The organism is Flavobacterium sasangense DSM 21067, from assembly GCF_000686885.1.
GTDB lineage: Bacteria > Bacteroidota > Bacteroidia > Flavobacteriales > Flavobacteriaceae > Flavobacterium > Flavobacterium sasangense.
The window spans coordinates 357293-374732 of the sequence record NZ_JMLU01000001.1 but is presented as its reverse complement, the minus strand read 5'-3'; the positions used below and the strand labels follow the sequence as shown (position 1 = coordinate 374732).

15 protein-coding genes are annotated in these 17440 nt (G+C 32.2%); 5 read left to right on the top strand and 10 right to left on the bottom strand.

The genetic code is table 11. The features are described from left to right. Nucleotides 1-25 precede the first annotated feature (25 nt). From BP92_RS0101820 to BP92_RS0101800, 5 genes are all read right to left on the bottom strand, one after another. Nucleotides 26-2437 carry an efflux RND transporter permease subunit gene (locus BP92_RS0101820; RefSeq protein ID WP_026724476.1) on the bottom strand — a complete coding sequence of 804 codons (2412 nt, stop codon included), beginning with the start codon at nucleotides 2435-2437 and terminating at the stop codon, nucleotides 26-28. Nucleotides 2438-2512: 75 nt separating this feature from the next. Continuing rightward, nucleotides 2513-4996 (bottom strand): DUF5686 family protein, encoded by a 2484-nt coding sequence (locus tag BP92_RS0101815; RefSeq protein WP_026724475.1) that lies wholly within the window; start codon nucleotides 4994-4996, stop codon nucleotides 2513-2515. A gap of 66 nt (nucleotides 4997-5062) precedes the next feature. After that, entirely contained in the window at nucleotides 5063-5626 is a 564-nt protein-coding gene (gene frr / locus BP92_RS0101810; protein WP_026724474.1) for a ribosome recycling factor, read from the bottom strand. 70 nt (nucleotides 5627-5696) lie between these two features. Beyond that, nucleotides 5697-6404 (bottom strand): UMP kinase, encoded by a 708-nt coding sequence (pyrH, locus tag BP92_RS0101805; RefSeq protein ID WP_026724473.1) that lies wholly within the window; start codon nucleotides 6402-6404, stop codon nucleotides 5697-5699. Between the two features lie 68 nt (nucleotides 6405-6472). Beyond that, nucleotides 6473-7252: a patatin-like phospholipase family protein gene (locus BP92_RS0101800; RefSeq protein ID WP_150111844.1), complete on the bottom strand. Its 780-nt coding sequence runs from the start codon at nucleotides 7250-7252 to the stop codon at nucleotides 6473-6475. Nucleotides 7253-7316: 64 nt separating this feature from the next. Here BP92_RS0101800 and BP92_RS0101795 point away from each other — a divergent pair, with 64 nt between their 5' ends. Continuing rightward, nucleotides 7317-7922, top strand: a complete 606-nt coding sequence (locus BP92_RS0101795; protein ID WP_026724471.1) for a thioredoxin family protein — start codon at nucleotides 7317-7319, stop codon at nucleotides 7920-7922. On the opposite strand, the gene BP92_RS0101790 is transcribed toward BP92_RS0101795, so the two are convergent. The 5 genes from BP92_RS0101790 to BP92_RS0101770 form a co-directional block, all read right to left on the bottom strand. After that, a complete protein-coding gene (locus BP92_RS0101790; RefSeq protein WP_026724470.1) occupies nucleotides 7914-8534 on the bottom strand; it encodes a YiiX/YebB-like N1pC/P60 family cysteine hydrolase in 621 nt (206 codons plus the stop codon). The two genes, BP92_RS0101795 and BP92_RS0101790, sit on opposite strands and share 9 nt — an antisense overlap. Further along, nucleotides 8524-9222, bottom strand: coding sequence for a tRNA pseudouridine(55) synthase TruB (gene truB / locus BP92_RS0101785; RefSeq protein WP_026724469.1), 699 nt, complete (start codon nucleotides 9220-9222; stop codon nucleotides 8524-8526). Before truB ends, BP92_RS0101790 begins: the two co-directional genes overlap by 11 nt. A gap of 1 nt (nucleotide 9223) precedes the next feature. Further along, nucleotides 9224-10033 (bottom strand): undecaprenyl-diphosphate phosphatase, encoded by an 810-nt coding sequence (locus BP92_RS0101780; RefSeq protein ID WP_026724468.1) that lies wholly within the window; start codon nucleotides 10031-10033, stop codon nucleotides 9224-9226. 6 nt (nucleotides 10034-10039) lie between these two features. Beyond that, a complete protein-coding gene (locus BP92_RS0101775; protein ID WP_026724467.1) occupies nucleotides 10040-10282 on the bottom strand; it encodes a DUF3098 domain-containing protein in 243 nt (80 codons plus the stop codon). An 85-nt stretch (nucleotides 10283-10367) separates the two neighbouring features. Next, entirely contained in the window at nucleotides 10368-11243 is an 876-nt protein-coding gene (locus BP92_RS0101770) for a cell division protein FtsX (RefSeq protein ID WP_026724466.1), read from the bottom strand. Nucleotides 11244-11359: 116 nt separating this feature from the next. Here BP92_RS0101770 and BP92_RS0101765 point away from each other — a divergent pair, with 116 nt between their 5' ends. The 4 genes from BP92_RS0101765 to BP92_RS0101750 all read left to right on the top strand — a co-directional run bounded on the left by BP92_RS0101765 (nucleotide 11360) and on the right by BP92_RS0101750 (nucleotide 17375). Continuing rightward, nucleotides 11360-13015: a WG repeat-containing protein gene (locus tag BP92_RS0101765; RefSeq protein WP_084329609.1), complete on the top strand. Its 1656-nt coding sequence runs from the start codon at nucleotides 11360-11362 to the stop codon at nucleotides 13013-13015. Nucleotides 13016-13121: 106 nt separating this feature from the next. Continuing rightward, nucleotides 13122-15956: a leucine--tRNA ligase gene (gene leuS, locus BP92_RS0101760; protein WP_026724464.1), complete on the top strand. Its 2835-nt coding sequence runs from the start codon at nucleotides 13122-13124 to the stop codon at nucleotides 15954-15956. A gap of 199 nt (nucleotides 15957-16155) precedes the next feature. After that, complete coding sequence (locus tag BP92_RS0101755) at nucleotides 16156-16578, top strand: hypothetical protein (protein ID WP_026724463.1); 423 nt, start codon at nucleotides 16156-16158, stop codon at nucleotides 16576-16578. Between the two features lie 101 nt (nucleotides 16579-16679). Then, a complete protein-coding gene (locus BP92_RS0101750) occupies nucleotides 16680-17375 on the top strand; it encodes a zinc metallopeptidase (protein ID WP_026724462.1) in 696 nt (231 codons plus the stop codon). The last annotated feature ends 65 nt before the right edge of the window (nucleotides 17376-17440 follow it).

Below are 17440 nucleotides of genomic sequence, written 5' to 3'. Positions count from 1 at the left end.
ATTTATGATTTATAATGCAAATATACTATTTCTCGTTTGAATTTTCTTCTTCAATATCTTCTGCTAAAATATCTAATGTTGGTTCTAAAAATTCTTGTTGGTTAGCAATCGTTTTATCTAACGAAAGTAATAATGCTGGTAACAAGATTAGGTTTGAAATCATTGCAAAAAGTAATGTTGTAGCAACTAATCCTCCTAATGCTACAGTTCCGCCAAAGCTAGATAATGTGAATACAGAGAATCCAAAGAACAATACCACTGAAGTGTAAAACATACTAATTCCTGCTTCTTTTAAAGTGGCGTAAACGGATCGTTTTATTTTCCAATCGTTAGCTTTTAACTCTTGACGGTATTTCGCCAAAAAGTGAATGGTATCATCCACCGATATTCCAAACGCAATACTAAATACTAATATGGTAGATGGTTTAATTGGAATTCCAAAATATCCCATCAATCCAGCGGTCATAACCAAAGGTAAAATATTTGGTAATAATGATACAACTATCATCTTGAAAGAACGGAACATGTATGCCATTAATAGCGAAATTAAAACAATAGCAAAAATTAGCGATTGTACTAAATTATCAATTAAATAATGGGTTCCTTTTTCAAAAACATAAGCTTTTCCTGTTAGTGAAACTTCGTAGCGTTCTTTTGGGAAAATGTGATTGATTTTGTCTTGTAAACGTTCTTCAATTTTTTGCATTTTATCCGTACCAATATCTCGCATAAAAGTAGTGATGCGTGCATATTGCCCAGTACTATCAATATAGCTTTTCAGCATATTCTCGTTTCCTTTTTTAGTCGAATTTTTTATGTACGATAAAATGAAAGCTTCTTCTTGTTTGGTAGGTAATTCGTAATATTCAGGATTTCCGTTATAGTAAGCTTGTTTTGAATATTTGACTAAATTAACAATAGAAACAGGTTTTGATAATTCAGGAATTTCTTCAATGGTTTCTTGAAGTTCTTCTATTCGTCGTAAAGTAACCGATTTTAAAGCGCCTTTTGGTTTTTTAGTGTCAATAACAATTTCTAATGGCATAACACCATCAAATTCTTTTTCATAGAATAAGATGTCTTTATAAAAAGGTGCCTTTTTAGGCATATCTTCAATAATACTTCCTGAAATTTTAATTTGAAAAATACCAATAATTCCCATCACTAAAATTCCAATTGCTGTTGAAAAAACGGCAACTCGGTGATGTCTAATCGTGTTTTCAATCCAATTCATGAAAGTAGCCATGTAGTTTTTGCCAAGATGAGCTAAATGTTTTTCCTTAGGCATTGGCATGTAACTATAAACAATCGGAATGATAATTAAACAAAGTATAAATAAGAAAACAATGTTTAATGAAGCTACAATTCCAAATTCTTTCAATAATTTACTATCTGTAAAAATGAAGGTTCCAAAACCAGCAGCAGTAGTTAAATTCGTCATTAAAGTAGCATTCCCTACTTTAGAGATTACCCGTTGTAAGGATTTGGCTTTATTTCCGTGATTTTTAATTTCTTGCTGGTATTTGTTGATAAGGAAAATACAGTTAGGAATTCCGATAACAATGATTAATGGAGGAATAATTGCTGTTAAAACGGTTATTTCATAATGTAACAAACCTAGCGTTCCAAACGACCACATTACGCCAATAATTACCACAAACATGGAAACCATGGTTGCTCTAAAACTTCTAAAGAAGAAGAAGAATAGTAATGAAGTAATTCCAAGTGCAGCACCAACGAACAATCCAATTTCACTAATAATGCTATTAGCATTCAGTGTTCTAATGTATGGCATTCCGGAAACACGAAGATCTAATCCGGTTTCTTTTTCGAAGGCGTCAATTCTGTCTTGGTTAAGATGTTTTTCAATAAATTGTTTTCTTGCAGGTGTGTTTACAATTTTTTTATCCATGTAAATGGCAAAACGCACTGCACCACTTTCTTTATTGAACAGCATGCCTTCATAGAAAGGTAAATCGTTGAAAAACTCTTTTTCCTTTTCTTTTAAATAGGTGTCAGAAATACTATCATTATTGATGAAAGAAACTAATTTGAATTTTTGTTCTAATGTATCTTTCTCAAGTACTTTTAAATCTTCAATAGATAAGGTAAGTTCAACTGCTTTATCCTTTTTTATTTCGGCAATGAATTTTTCCCAAGCTTTAATGTTTTTTTCATTAAAAAAGGTTTTGTCTTTAAATCCTAAGACAACTAGATTTCCTTCTTCACCAAATTTTTCTAAAAAAGAATTGTATTGAATGTTTACTTCATGATCATCGGGTAATAGATTAGCTTCAGTAAAGGTAAAACGCATGTTTTTCCACTGAAAACTCATGAAAATAGTAAAAAGTAAAACAAGAACTAATAAAAAAACGCGGTTTCTTAAAATTCTACTGGCAATATAATCCCAAAAACTGGTGCTTAACCACTTTAACATCTCTCAAAAATTAGGGTGCAAAGGTAAGGATTATTGCTTAAAATATTGGTGTTGAGCGGAATTTTTAAGTTAAAATTAAAAACCTAAATCAAGATAGTAAGAAACTTTTATGGCGATGTTGTCATCAAAATTAGGTAATTGGTTGGGGCCATATCTGTAAAAGGCAACCAAACCAAAACCTTTGAAAATTTTGTTACACTCAACACCACTTTCAAAAAATCCATCCTCAAGTGTCTTGTAGCCTATTCCCATGTGCTGGTTATTTTTGTTGTTTGAACCAACTGCCATTCGGGTTACAACTGTGAATTCAGGATTAATCTTGTATCCAAGACGAATTTTATTAAAAGTATGTTTTAACTGTAAAGAAGCGTATTTATTGGAGAAAAACTCGTTGAAATACATGGTTTCAAAACTATTTTTTCCTGCAAAAGTAATTCGTTGTAGAATTGCATCTCTGTTTAAGTTATTAGGAACAATACTGTATAAATGTGTAATTGGAACATCGCCAAATGCTATACCAGTTTGCAATAAAATCGAACTTTTTTGACCTGATAAAAAAGGCAATTCATAATAAGTTTTGAAATCTAGTTTTGAGAAAACGAAATCATTTTCAAGTAAATTTGGCACTGTTTGGGTATACTGAATTGAAAATTTTGGATGTCTTTTTTCATATTCAATTTTCCCAACAGGCGTTTGCATGTAATTACTAAACGGATTCCATTGAACAGCTAATTGTAAAGCAGTAATGGTATAATTGGTATATGATTTTCCGTCATTTATAAAGGTGTAATCAAAAAGAGGCTGAATTTGATTATGAGAAATTCCAAAATAGCTGGAGGTTTTTGGTAAAAACTTACTCTCAATAAAAGCCGAACTCATTTTGTTATTATAAAATGTGGAAATATTTATTGGTCGAGGATCATAGATTTTGAATCTTCGTGAATCAGTTACAAAGTTAGTTTGAGCAATTTCGTAAATGTCTTCAGAATAAGATGCACTTATCCAAGTTTCAGAATTTTTATCTGCTAAGTAAGAAGGAGTAATCCCGAATTTGAATTCCTCATCTTTTAAACCATATGCACCATAAAAAGCTACTTTGTATTTTTCTGAAAGTTTAGAGTTGGTTACAGTACCAATACCTAATCTAAAACCTTCGAAGTTGTTATATTTTGCAATACTACGTAAATCAATGTCAAAAATAGATACAGGAAAATAGCCATTGAAAATTTTTCTACCTAAAAATAATTTATGTTCAATTTTTTCTGAGAGCGATAAACTATCAATCGATGTGTACGTTCTAAGCTTTCTCTTATCAATAGTGTCTTTTTTGAAAACATTCCAGTAGTTGCTTTCTTGTTCTAAACTTGATTTTGGTACTTCAATTTTAACTCTTGGTTTTGAAATAGAAATAGGTTTGTTAATTTCAATATCAAATGGAGTTGATTCTATTGAAACATAAGCTTGATCAGTGGCATTTTTACTTTCTGTTAAATCTAAATCAGAACTAAATTTTATAGTACCGCCTAAGATTTTTATATCCTCATGATTGTTGCCTTTAGAGACTTTGAATTTTCTGTTTTTTGGAAACCAAATATCAATATCTTTTTTATAATCAAATGTGTAGGTAGCATTGATGTTTACAACACCATAAATTCTAAAATAAGCTTTACAAATAGCAAAATTAATAGTGTCAATATACAGCAAACCTCTCAAACGATTCGTGTTGAGTTTTTTGGGTTCAAAGTAAATTCTGTAAGCGCTTCTTCCGTCAATTTTTACCGTATCAATTAGTTTGTAGTTGTATAATTTTCGTCCAAAATTTGAAATCGGGTTTTGAACTGGAATTTCTAAGATTTCAAATGGATTCTCATAAACAGAATAAGAAATTAGTTTAAGACCAAGATATTCGTAAATAGGTTGTTTAAATCCAGCCATTCTAGTGGCTAAAACGGTTTCTTTGTATTCAGAGTGATTAAGTTGAATTAAATTTACTTTCTCTGTTTGATATAAATGCTGTTTCTCAGAAAATTTTTTAAACTTGTAATTTGTTGAATCCAATTTCATTAAAGGCTTTCTTAAAAACCTATTTTTATAAATAGTATCAATTTTTGAAGAGATACTATCTGGATTTGCCGTTACCTGAAGGTATTCATAGTTTTTATATTGAAAACTCGATAGGCCTTTTTCTGGATCATTTAATTTTCGATTTTCAATAACTTTTTTAATGATGTTATTGACATTGTTCTCGGTGTAGATTTCCGCTTTTTTTTCGTTTAAATCGTTAATTAATTTAATCGTTAAATTATTAACTTTTGGTTGTGGATAGGTTATTTTTTCATAATACCCTTTAAAGTTAACTTTGATAGGAAGTTTATAATCTTTGACTTCAATAGAAAATTTTCCTTCCCAATCGGCGTTGAATTTGATGTTGTTATATGTAATAGTGGCAAAAGCAATAGGAACTTTTGAATCAAAGTCGATAACTTGTCCTTTAATTTTGGTTTGTGCTACAAAACTAGTAGTAAAGATAAAGCACAAAAAAAGCCAAAAATATTTCATGAAAAGAAGATTTTATACAAATATATTCAAAATAAAAAATCCCGAGTGTTAATCGGGATTTAAAATTTATACTTTCATAATTTCAGCTTCTTTAACTGCTAAAATTTCATCAATTTTTTTAATGAAATTATCAGTTAGTTTCTGAACATCATCTTCTGCTTTTTTACAAATATCTTCTGCTGTTCCGTTTTTCTCTTCTTTTTTGATATCGGTATTAGCATCTTTTCGGTGATTTCTAATTCCAATTTTTGCTTCTTCCGCTTCGTGTTTTGCTTGTTTTACTAAATCACGTCTTCTTTCCTCTGTTAAAGCTGGAATATTGATGATAATGTTTTCACCATTGTTCATTGGGTTTAACCCTAAATTAGCAATCATAATTGCTTTTTCAATTGGACCCAGCATATTTTTTTCCCAAGGCGTAACTGTTAATGTTCTCGCATCAGGAGCATTAATGTTTGCTACTTGTGAAATAGGTGTTTGAGAACCATAATAATCCACAAAAACACCACCTAACATTTGAGGCGAAGCTTTTCCAGCTCTAATATTTAAGAATTCTTTTTCTAAATGAGCAATCGAACCATTCATGGCTTCTTTTGCACTGTCTAAAATAAAATTAATTTCTTCTGTCATTTTTTTGTTTCAAGTTTAAGGTTTCAGGTTTCAAGTTAAGAACAATAACAACATGAAACATGAAACAAAATTATATTGTTACTGTTGTTCCGATAGTTTCACCTTCGCAAACTTTTAACAAGTTACCATCTTTATTCATATCGAATACAATAATAGGCAATTTATTTTCTTGACTCAATGTAAAAGCAGTAGTGTCCATTACATTTAATCCTTTTGCTAATACATCTTCAAAAGAAATGAAATCAAATTTAACTGCATCCGCATTTTTTTCTGGATCTGAAGTGTAAACACCATCTACACGAGTTCCTTTTAAAATTACATCAGCACCTACTTCAATTCCTCTTAAAACTGCTGCTGTATCTGTTGTAAAGTATGGATTTCCTGTTCCAGCACCAAAAATAACAATTCTTCCTTTTTCTAAATGGCGAGTTGCTCTTCTTTTGATATAAGGCTCAGCGATAGCTTCAATTTTTAAAGCGGTTTGTAAACGCGTTTGCATTCCAGCTTCTTCTAAAGCGCCTTGTAACGCCATTCCGTTGATTACTGTTGCTAACATTCCCATGTAATCTCCTTGCACTCTGTCCATTCCGTTGCTCGCACCAGCTACACCTCTAAAAATGTTTCCACCACCAATAACTATTGCAATTTCTACACCTTTATCGTGAATTTGTTTTATTTCGGCAGCGTACTCAGCTAAGCGTTGTGGGTCAATTCCATATTGTCTATCACCCATTAAAGCTTCACCGCTTAATTTTAGAAGAATTCTTTTGTACTTCATCGTGTGTTGTATTATTTGTGGTGCAAATATAGTTAAATAGCTTTTTTTAGAAAAAAATGTTTTAACAATTATATATCTAAATTTTGAAATGATTTTTTAGCCTCGTTGTATCCAATCTCAAAAATGGCATCCATTTTAGTTTTATTGGTTTCAAATGTACTAAAATTAGCCAATTCCTTAGGCTCAATAACCCAATCGCATAAATTAAACTTCTGATAATTATAATTGGCATATAATAAATCGAAAGCTCTACTTGTAACGGATTTTATGGATTTTAAATCTTTTGATTCTATATTTTGAATTGGACTCACATAAACTCCAATCAAATAGTCACATCTTCCTTGTAAAATATCGGTGGGGAAATGATTCAAAATACCACCATCGCTATACAATTTGTTATTGATTTCATAAGGTGATAACATTCCTGGAAAAGAGGAAGAAGCTAAAATGGCATCGATAAGTTTTGTTTCGGAATTAAAAATTTTGAGTTTTCCTTTGACCAAGTCGGTCGCTGTGATGTAGGCCGGAATTTTTAATTCGCCAATAGTGATATCACCGAAAATTTCAGCAAAATAACTTTTGAAGGATTCTGAATCAATCAATCCTGCTTTTTTAAAGGTAAAATGTTTCCAATGAAAAAAGTAAATCGATTTAAAAAATTCTAGAATTTCTTCAGGCGTTTTTCCAAATGCATACAAACCGCCAACGATGGCACCAGCACTTGTTCCAGCAATACAAGAGGGTTGAAAACCTTGCTCGTTTAAAAATTGTAAAGCGCCAGCATGTGCAATTCCTTTAGAACCACCACCTGACAATACGATTCCGATAGATTTAGAAGGATTTTCCATATGTAACATTTCTTACAGATAATTACCAAAATTAGAATTAAATTTGCCAAATAAAGTTAAGAAGATGATAAATACTATAAAACAAGCACTAGAAAACAGTTTTTCTTATGCCGATTACAGAAAAAAGATAACTAGTTTAATCACTGAAGGAAAATCTACTGGTCACGAACAATCAGCCGATTTACTTCATTATTCAGAATTGAACGAAACGAGAATGCATCGTTTAGATAAAACTATTGAAGTAACTCCAGAGGTAAAAGCTAAATTACAAAATTTAGACAAAAAGTACATTTGGTTGGTATTAAGCGAAGGTTGGTGTGGCGATGCGGCTCAAATCGTTCCTGTAATTCACAAAATGGCAGAAGTTGCAGAAAATGTTGAATTAAAAATTGCTTTGCGTGATGATAACGATGCTTTAATGCAACATTTCTTAACGAATGGAGGAAAAGCAATTCCAAAATTAATTCTTTTAGATGCTGAAACTTTAGAAGTTTTGGCGGATTGGGGTCCAAGACCAGCAGGAGCAAAACAACTTATTTTAGATTACAAAGCAACACACGGAGTTGTAGATGAAACTGCTAAAATAGAATTACAAAAATGGTATTTACACGATAAAGGGGTTTCGATTCAGAATGAAATCGTGGAACTGCATGAAAATATCTTAGCGTAAAGTTCCAATAATTTTCAACTTATCAGAAGTGGAAATTCCACCAGGGTTGCAACCTAGTTGGCCTTCTGGGATTTCCATTTTTAGTTTCTTGTAATAGTCTGCCCAAACTTCAAAATACTGATTTGATTTTGGTGATTTGAATGTCATCGGAAATAAATCAAACAGTGGTTTTTTGTATGAATGCAAAAACGCATCATAAATTAATTCCGAACAATAATATTTTCCGTTACTGTACAAATATTCGTCATCATAAGGAACACCAACTTGTTGTAACGAAAAAGTGATAGCTTCAGGAATGTATTTTCGGTATTTTCTTTTTAATCTTCCTACAAACATTTCTTCTTTTGTGTAGGTTTTAAATGTTTCATAAGGTGTTACTTTTACAGCTTTTCCTGCAGCTTCAATTACGAAAACCGAATCGTTTTTGATGTAAACCATTCCCAAATGACTAAAATCTTTTCCCTGATAACCTTCAGTAACTTCGTTAATAGCTTCGCAAAGTGGTCCGCAGTTCATCGATTGAAATAAAAGGTCACCTGTTTTTAGTTTTATATTTTGGGAAAAACCAAATTGGAATAAAAGAAATAATAGAAGTAAAGTTTTATTTTTCATCTTCATGCAATTGTGCAAAATCATCAGGAGTAATTGCGTTTTCAACTGAATAATCTCCAATTTTAGTTCTTCGAAGCGCGGTTAAATGTCCGCCTGATTGTAAGGCTAAACCAAAGTCGTAAGCTAACGAACGAATGTAAGTTCCTTTGCTACATTTGACTCTAAAATCGATTTCTGGTAATTGAATTCTTTTGATTTCAAATTCGTAAATAGTAGTTTTTCTCGATTGAATTTCAACTTCTTCACCAGCACGAGCATGTTCGTACAAGCGTTTTCCATCTTTTTTAATGGCAGAAAAAACAGGTGGTTTTTGGTCGATTTCGCCAATGAATTGTTTTGTTGTTTCTAAGATTAATTCTTCAGTAATATGTTCGGTTGGAAAAGTAGCGTCAATTTCAGTTTCTAAATCATACGATGGAGTAGTAGCTCCAACCAGTATAGTTCCAGTATATTCTTTAGCTTGTGCTTGAATTTCGGTAATACTCTTGGTGAATTTTCCTGTGCAAATAATTAATAAACCAGTTGCTAACGGATCTAATGTGCCAGCGTGACCAATTTTGAATTTTTTAGGTAAATCGTATTTGCGTTTTAAAATGTATTTCAATTTATTCACCGCTTGAAAAGAAGACCAAGTCAAAGGTTTGTCGATTAAAAGTACTTTTCCTGCTAAAAATTCTTCGGCACTCATTTTATTTATATAAATTAAAGTACGCTAATAATAGAATTCCAGCTACAATACGATACCATCCCCAAGGTTTGAAACCGTATTTTTTGATGATTTCTATAAAAAACTTAATAGCTAAAACCGCTACAATAAAAGCCACAACATTTCCGACGATGAACATTTTTGTGTTTTCGGGTGTTTTTAAAATCAATTCATATCCTTTCAAACCACTCGCTTCATACGATTTTAAAAAGATAGAATAACAAGTAACCGCTAACATGGTTGGTACTGCCAAAAAGAACGAAAATTCAGCTGCTGCTTGTCGTGATAATCCTTGTTGCATACCACCAATAATACTTGCGGCACTTCGGCTTGTGCCAGGCATCATAGCTAAGCATTGCCAAAAACCAATAGTTACTGCTTTTTTTATGGTAATATCTTCTTCTTTAAAGATGGTAGGATTTTTAAAAAATCTATCAACAAATAACAGAATTACTCCACCAATGATAAGTACAATTGCAATTGGTGTTGGGTGTTCTAAAACCGCTTCAATTTTATCGTCAAATAACTTTCCTAAGATTAAGGCTGGAATAACGGCAAAAGCTAATTTAATAAAGAATTGAAATTTTGAGAAATCGAAAAACTTCTTCCAATACAAAACTACAACTGCTAAAATAGCTCCAAATTGAATAGAAACTTGAAACAGTTTGGTGAATTCCTCTTTTTCAATTCCAAAATAAGAACTCGTAAAAATCATGTGTCCCGTTGAAGAAACGGGTAAATATTCCGTTAGACCTTCAATGATTGCAATAATGATAGCTTGTAAAATATCCATAAAGTGTTACTTCTTCGGATTTTTTAAAATCGAATAAATTGTAATTCCAAATCCAATTAAAACTACGGTTGGAGCTAAACGAATTCTTCTAAAACTAAATAATTCTTCACCATTGAAAACGTTAGGATCTTCGCTGCCGCCACCACTCATTAAAAGAAATCCTAAGCCAATTACAGCCAATCCAACTAAAAGAATTTTATAGTTTACTTTATCAAAAAGAAATTCGGGTTTGTTATTTTCGTTGTTCATATATTTTATTTTTTTATTGATTAAGTTAAATTATTGAGAGAAAACAGTTTTTTTCATCCATCTTCCATCATCCAACTTCCATCAATTAATATAAATCGTCTGTTTTTAAATTCAAGAAACGTTGTGTAGCAAAGAAGGTACTAATCCAAGTGATTAGAATTCCAATTCCTAAAACACCTGTAATTACTATTCCAAGTGAAACGTAATCTTTAGCAATGCCTAAACTTGGGAATATGCCATCTACATAAATAGCTAAAGCGATAATTCCTATGATAGCTAATCCAGAACCAATTAATCCTAGTTTAATACTTCTCCAAATAAAAGGTTTTCTAATAAACGATTTTGTTGCTCCCACCATTTGCATGGTTTTAATAGTAAAACGGTGAGAATAAATCGATAATCGCATAGAGCTATTGATTAACAACATCGCTACAACCGTTAAAATTCCGCTGATGATTAAAATCCAAAACGTGATTTTTGTTACGTTTTCGTTTACCATGTCAACCAATTCTTTATCGTAGATAATTTCCGAAACCATTTCGTTTTTACGAATGTTACGCTCAATTTTCTTGATACTATCTGCATTAACGTAATCTCCTTTTAAGTGAATATCAAATGAATTTTGAAGTGGATTGAATCCTAAAAACTCCATAAAATCTTTTCCAACGATGTCCACATTGTTTTTAGCAGCACTATCCTTGTGAACAAAAGCATATTCTTTGATGAATTTGGCGTTTTTTAATTCCGTGTCAAAAGCGCTAATAGTGGAGTCTTTTGCATCGTTATCAAAGAAAACGGTCATAGGTATGTTTTCTTTAAAATCGTTGGTTATCTTTTTCGAATTAATTACAAAAAGTCCTAAAGCTCCTAAAAGGAACAATACTAAAAAGATACTCAATACTACCGAAAAGTAAGAAGATATCAAACGTCGTTTGTTGTAATTTTCAAAAGATGATGCCATATAATTTTATTTAAGCCGTAAAAATAGTAAAGAAATTTTGTTTACATAGAATATAACAACAAAGTTTTAACTTTAGTATTTATAATCAGTAAATTTGAAGTTTTAAATTCATAAAAATGACATTACGATTTAAGATTTCGGCACTTTTATTCTTTTTTGCACTAACATTAATGGCGCAAGAAAATATTTTCCCTTATCGAGAAGGAAATTTATGGGGATTGTGTGATGAAAATGCTAAGGTTTTGGTGACTCCTAAATACGATGCGATACGAAAAGCTTCAAGTAATGAAAAGTTTTTCTTTGAAGTCACTTCAGGAAATAACTCAGGTGTTTACATAGGTTCAAAAAATGTAATTCCTGTTGAATTTCAAAAATTGCAGTATGTGTCAACTAATTTGATAATTGCAGTTAAAAAAGGAGCTGATAAAAAAGAAATCAACTATTTATACAACACAAAAGGGGAATTACTAATTAATCAACCGCTTTCTTATTTAAAAGGAATTAAAGGAAATGATAAGCGTTATGATACTACTTTTATTATTGGTTTTTACATAAAGGATTTAGAAGGAAGAGAATCGTTAGTAAATTTGGATTATTACAATGATAACAAGCTAAGTTATGTGTTAAAAGACGTTTTTTCGATAGAATTAGACAATAAAAAATCAAAAGAAGAATTAGCAATTGCTTATGTAAAACAAACTGCAACAAGTGCTGTTGAAACTAAATATTTTAGAGTAGAAGAAAGTCGAATCATTCTTTTAGATAACAAAAAAGATAGTCAGTATATTCAAGAAAATACAGGGACAAAAAAGAAAAAAGAAGGATATAACAATTACGAAGATAATATTGTAGTTCCAAATATGGATAGTGAAATGGTTGTTGAAGAGCCTAGAGGTTATTCAGGAACTGGTTCTGGAAGTGGAGATGGACCAGGAAGAGGGAATACTACCAGAAAAACGCCAAAAGGAACTTCTTACTACAAATATGTTTTAAAAGAAAACCAAATAGAAGTTGAGGTTTCAAACAATGTCAAAAAAAATGTAAAGCTTATAAAGTTTCCAATTAAAGCAGATAAAATAGAAATTTTTAAATCAAAAGGACTTGTAGTAGACGAAAAATCATTTTCTGATTCCACACAATCATACTTTAATTATATTATTTACCAAAAGAAAAACAAATACGGTTTAGTATACCAATTCCCATTTCAAAAAAGTGTGGAATATGATTTCTTAGAACCTATGAAGTCTGAAAAAAAATATGATTCGGGTTTTAAAAATTATTTTAAAGTTGGGATGTTAGATAAAAAAACCAAAATCATGAAATATGGTGTTATTGATGTTAATCATGCTTTTATTCTGCCTGCTGAATATGACGAAATTAAAATGGGCTACACCATAACATCATCGTTTAAAGAGCAAGTGTTTTTGGTTAAGAAAAACAACTTGTTTGGATTGGTTTCCGAAAAGAAAGAAATTAAATTGCCGATTGAATTTGAAAGTATCACATTTAATTCAGAAAATCAAAGTTTCTTGAGAGTAAAAAAAGGAAACCAACATTCGGCATACATTAGTTACTACAGTAATTCGGATTATGTATTGACGTTACTTCCTAATTATTATCCGTATCCTGTTAGAGAAATTAAATACTCTATTAGTAGTAGTAAAAAAGGAATTTCCTTGTTGGAAGCAATAGAATACATCGCATTAGAAGACGAAAACAAAAACTTCAAAGGCTATGCTAATCCAAACGGAACACTATATTTTAAAGATTAGTTTTATAAAAGTTTTATAAAACGTATTTTTGCACCGATTTTTAAGCGTTAAATGATTTAGAAGAAATTCTTTTAAACATTTAAACTTTAAACATTTAAACAAACTCATGAAATACCACCACGAAAAAATCGAAGCCAAATGGCAACAATATTGGGCAGAAAACCAAACTTTTGCTGCTAAAAACAATTCAGATAAACCTAAGTATTATGTATTAGACATGTTTCCTTATCCTTCTGGAGCTGGGTTGCACGTAGGGCATCCGCTAGGTTACATTGCTTCTGATATTGTGGCACGTTATAAAAGACATCAAGGTTTTAATGTGTTGCATCCTCAAGGGTACGATTCGTTTGGTTTGCCAGCGGAACAATATGCGATTCAGACTGGACAACATCCTGAAAAAACAACTCGTGAGAATATTGCACGCTACCGTGAACAATTGGACAAAATCGGATTTTCATTTGATTGGAGCAGAGAAGTACGTACTTCAAATCCTGATTATTACAAACATACACAGTGGATTTTCATTCAATTATTCGAATCTTGGTACAATAAAGCTACCGATAAAGCAGAAAGCATTTGCACGTTAATTCAAGAATTTGAGAAAAATGGAAACGCGAATGTAAATGCGGTTTGTGATGATAACATCATACCATTTTCAGCAGAGGATTGGAAATCCTTTTCATTAGAACAACAACAAAAAATCTTATTACAATATAGATTAACCTATTTAGCCGAAACCGAAGTGAACTGGTGTCCAGCATTAGGAACGGTTTTAGCTAATGACGAAATCGTAAACGGAGTTTCTGAACGTGGGGGACATCCAGTTGTTCGTAAAAAAATGACCCAATGGTCGATGCGAATTTCAGCTTATGCCGAGCGTTTGTTACAAGGTTTAGAAACCATCGATTGGAGTGAATCGATCAAAGAATCACAAAGAAACTGGATTGGGAAAAGTGTAGGAGCTTCTGTAACTTTCAATGTAAAAAATCATGATGCAGTAATCGAAGTTTTCACAACGCGTCCTGATACCATTTTCGGAGTAACATTTATGACGTTAGCGCCAGAGCACGAATTGGTTGCACAAATCACAACTCCAGAACAAAAAGCAGCGGTTGATGCTTACATTGAAGCTACTGCAAAACGTTCGGAAAGAGAAAGAATGGCAGATGTTAAGACAATTTCAGGAGTTTTCACTGGAGCGTATGCTGAACATCCATTTACAAAAGAACCAATTCCAGTTTGGATTGGCGATTACGTATTAGCAGGTTACGGAACTGGAGCTGTTATGGCAGTTCCATGTGGCGATGAGCGTGATTATGCTTTCGCGAATTTCTTTAAAGGAACTCACGGAATGCCAGAAATTAAAAATATTTTCAATCAAGATATTTCAGAAGCAGCTTACGGAGAAAAAGGCGGTTTCGAATTAGTCAATTCTGATTTCTTAAACGGATTAGATTACAAAACCGGAACGAAAAAAGTAATCGAAGAATTAGAAAAAATAGGCGCAGGAAAAGCAAAAGTAAATTACCGTTTACGTGATGCGGTTTTCTCTCGTCAACGCTATTGGGGCGAACCTTTTCCAGTATATTACGTGAATGGTTTACCACAAATGATTGACAAAAAACATTTGCCAATCGTGTTGCCAGAAGTGGAAAAATACTTACCAACTGAAGACGGTCAACCACCATTAGGAAATGCAACAGTTTGGGCATGGGATAGTGTTCAGTGTTCAGTGGTTAGTAATCAGTTAATGGATAACGTGAATATTTTCCCGTTAGAATTAAACACTATGCCTGGTTGGGCAGGTTCTTCTTGGTATTGGATGCGTTATATGGATGCTCAAAACGAAAACGATTTTGCAAGCGAAGACGCATTAAAATATTGGGAAAACGTAGATTTATATATTGGAGGAAGCGAGCACGCCACCGGACATTTATTATATTCTCGTTTTTGGAATAAATTCTTAAAAGACAGAGGTTATGCTCCAACCGAAGAACCATTCAAAAAATTGATTAATCAAGGAATGATTTTGGGAATGAGTGCTTTTGTGTATAGAAGTGAAGATTCTAAAACTTTATATTCAAAAGGATTAATAAAAGATAAAAATGTTCATCCAATCCATGTTGATTTATCCGTAATCAACGACATCACTAATGAATTGGATATCGAAAAATTCAAAAATCATCCTTTATATTCTGATTATGCCAATGCAGAATTTATTTTAGAAGATGGAAAATACATCGTAGGTCGTGAAGTAGAAAAAATGTCGAAATCGAAATACAATGTAGTTTCGCCAGATGATATTTGTGAAGAATATGGTGCAGATACGTTACGTTTATACGAAATGTTCTTAGGTCCATTAGAGCAATCTAAACCTTGGAATACAGCTGGAATTACTGGGGTTTCTGGTTTCTTGAAAAAATTGTGGAGATTATATTTTGATGACAACGGTTCAGTAATTGTTAACGATGAACCAACCGCAGAAATGTACAAATCGCTTCACAAAACCATCAAAAAAGTTACAGAAGATATCGAGAATTTCTCTTTCAATACTTCGGTTTCGCAATTTATGATTTGCGTGAATGAGTTGGCTCAACAAAAATGCCATCACCACGCGATTTTAGAACCATTAGCGGTCTTAGTTTCGCCTTACGCACCTCATATTGCAGAAGAATTATGGAGCGCTTTAGGTCACGAAGGTTCTGTAGCAACAGTTGGTTTTCCAAAATTTGAAGAAAAATATTTAATAGAATCAGAAAAAGAATATCCAGTTTCATTCAACGGAAAAATGCGTTTCACGATTAAATTGCCTTTAGATTTAACAGCAGTTCAAATCGAAGAAATCGTAATGGCTGATGAAAGAACACAAAACCAATTACAAGGAAGAACACCAAACAAAGTGATTATCGTTCCAGGTAAGATTATTAATTTGGTGGGGTAATTTCGGCACATTTTTGTCATTACGTAAAAGTCTAACGCAAACTTTGTAGAAATTCTTTCACAGTGACAAACTAGGTGTATAATATTAAACCGCAGATTCGCAGATTAATTTGAAATCTGAGAATCTGCGGTTTTTTCTATTCGTTTTTGTAACATTTTTCATTTTTTACGTATAATAGGTAAACTAAAAAACTATAAAAATGGAAAAAAGAAACGTTGGAAAACTAATTGCTGGAGTTGTAATCATTGCATTTGTATTTATTGCAGCATTAATGTTCGGTTTGCCAAGATATAATGTTTGGCAACAAGAAATGGCAGGAAAAGCAGAAATGGCAAAGGCCGAACAAAATCGAAGAATTTTAGTAGAAGAAGCTAAAGCCAAATTAGAAGCTGAAAAATTAAACGCGCAAGCCGAAATCGAACGCGCAAGAGGTATGGCAGAAGCAATGCGAGTTGAAAACGGAACTTTGAGCGAAACCTATAACCAATATTTATTCATTAGAACCTTAGAAAAGCTAGCTGATAAAGGCGATTTGCCTCAAATTATCTATGTGCCAACAAACGGAATGGTTCCAGTGATGGATGTTTCGAAGAAATCTCCTGTAAAACAAATGCAAGAATAATTGTTTTTTGAAATATTTAACGAATGCCAAATTGTCATTTTGTAACTTTGGCTTGTAATTTGTTATTGATTTTACTAAATTTAGAAATTAAAAAAATAGATATGTTAGGATATTATATTATGATTGGAGCGATAGCTCTAGTAAGTTGGTTAGTAAGCTCGCGTTTGAAGAGCAAGTTTGAATATTATTCAAAAGTGTCGTTAAGAAACGGAATGAGTGGTGCAGAAATCGCAGAGAAAATGCTTCACGATCACGGAATTTTTGATGTAAAAGTCATTTCAACACCAGGAAGATTAACGGATCATTACAATCCGATGGATAAAACTGTAAACTTGTCAGAAGCAGTTTACAATCAAAGAAATGCGGCTGCGGCTGCTGTTGCGGCTCACGAAGTTGGGCATGCAGTACAACATGCTCATGCTTATAGTTGGTTAACAATGCGTTCAAAAATGGTTCCAGTGGTAAACATTTCTTCAAGTATGTCTCAATGGTTAATTATGGGTGGTTTGATTTTAGGTTTCGCTTCAAAATCTAGTATTGGTTTTTATGTAGCGGTTGCTGGTTTGATTTTAATGGCAATTGCAACAACGTTTAGTTTTGTAACACTACCAGTAGAATACGATGCAAGTAACAGAGCTTTGGCTTGGTTAAAAAATAAAAATATGGTGAGCCAACAAGAATATGCAGGTGCCGAAGATTCATTAAAATGGGCAGCAAGAACTTATGTGGTGGCGGCTTTAGGAGCATTAGCGTCTTTATTATATTGGGCTTTTCAAATTTTAGGTTCGAGAGAGTAATTAGTTTGATATTATATTTTAAACCCAAATTCATTCAGAGTTTGGGTTTTTTATTGATTTTTGAA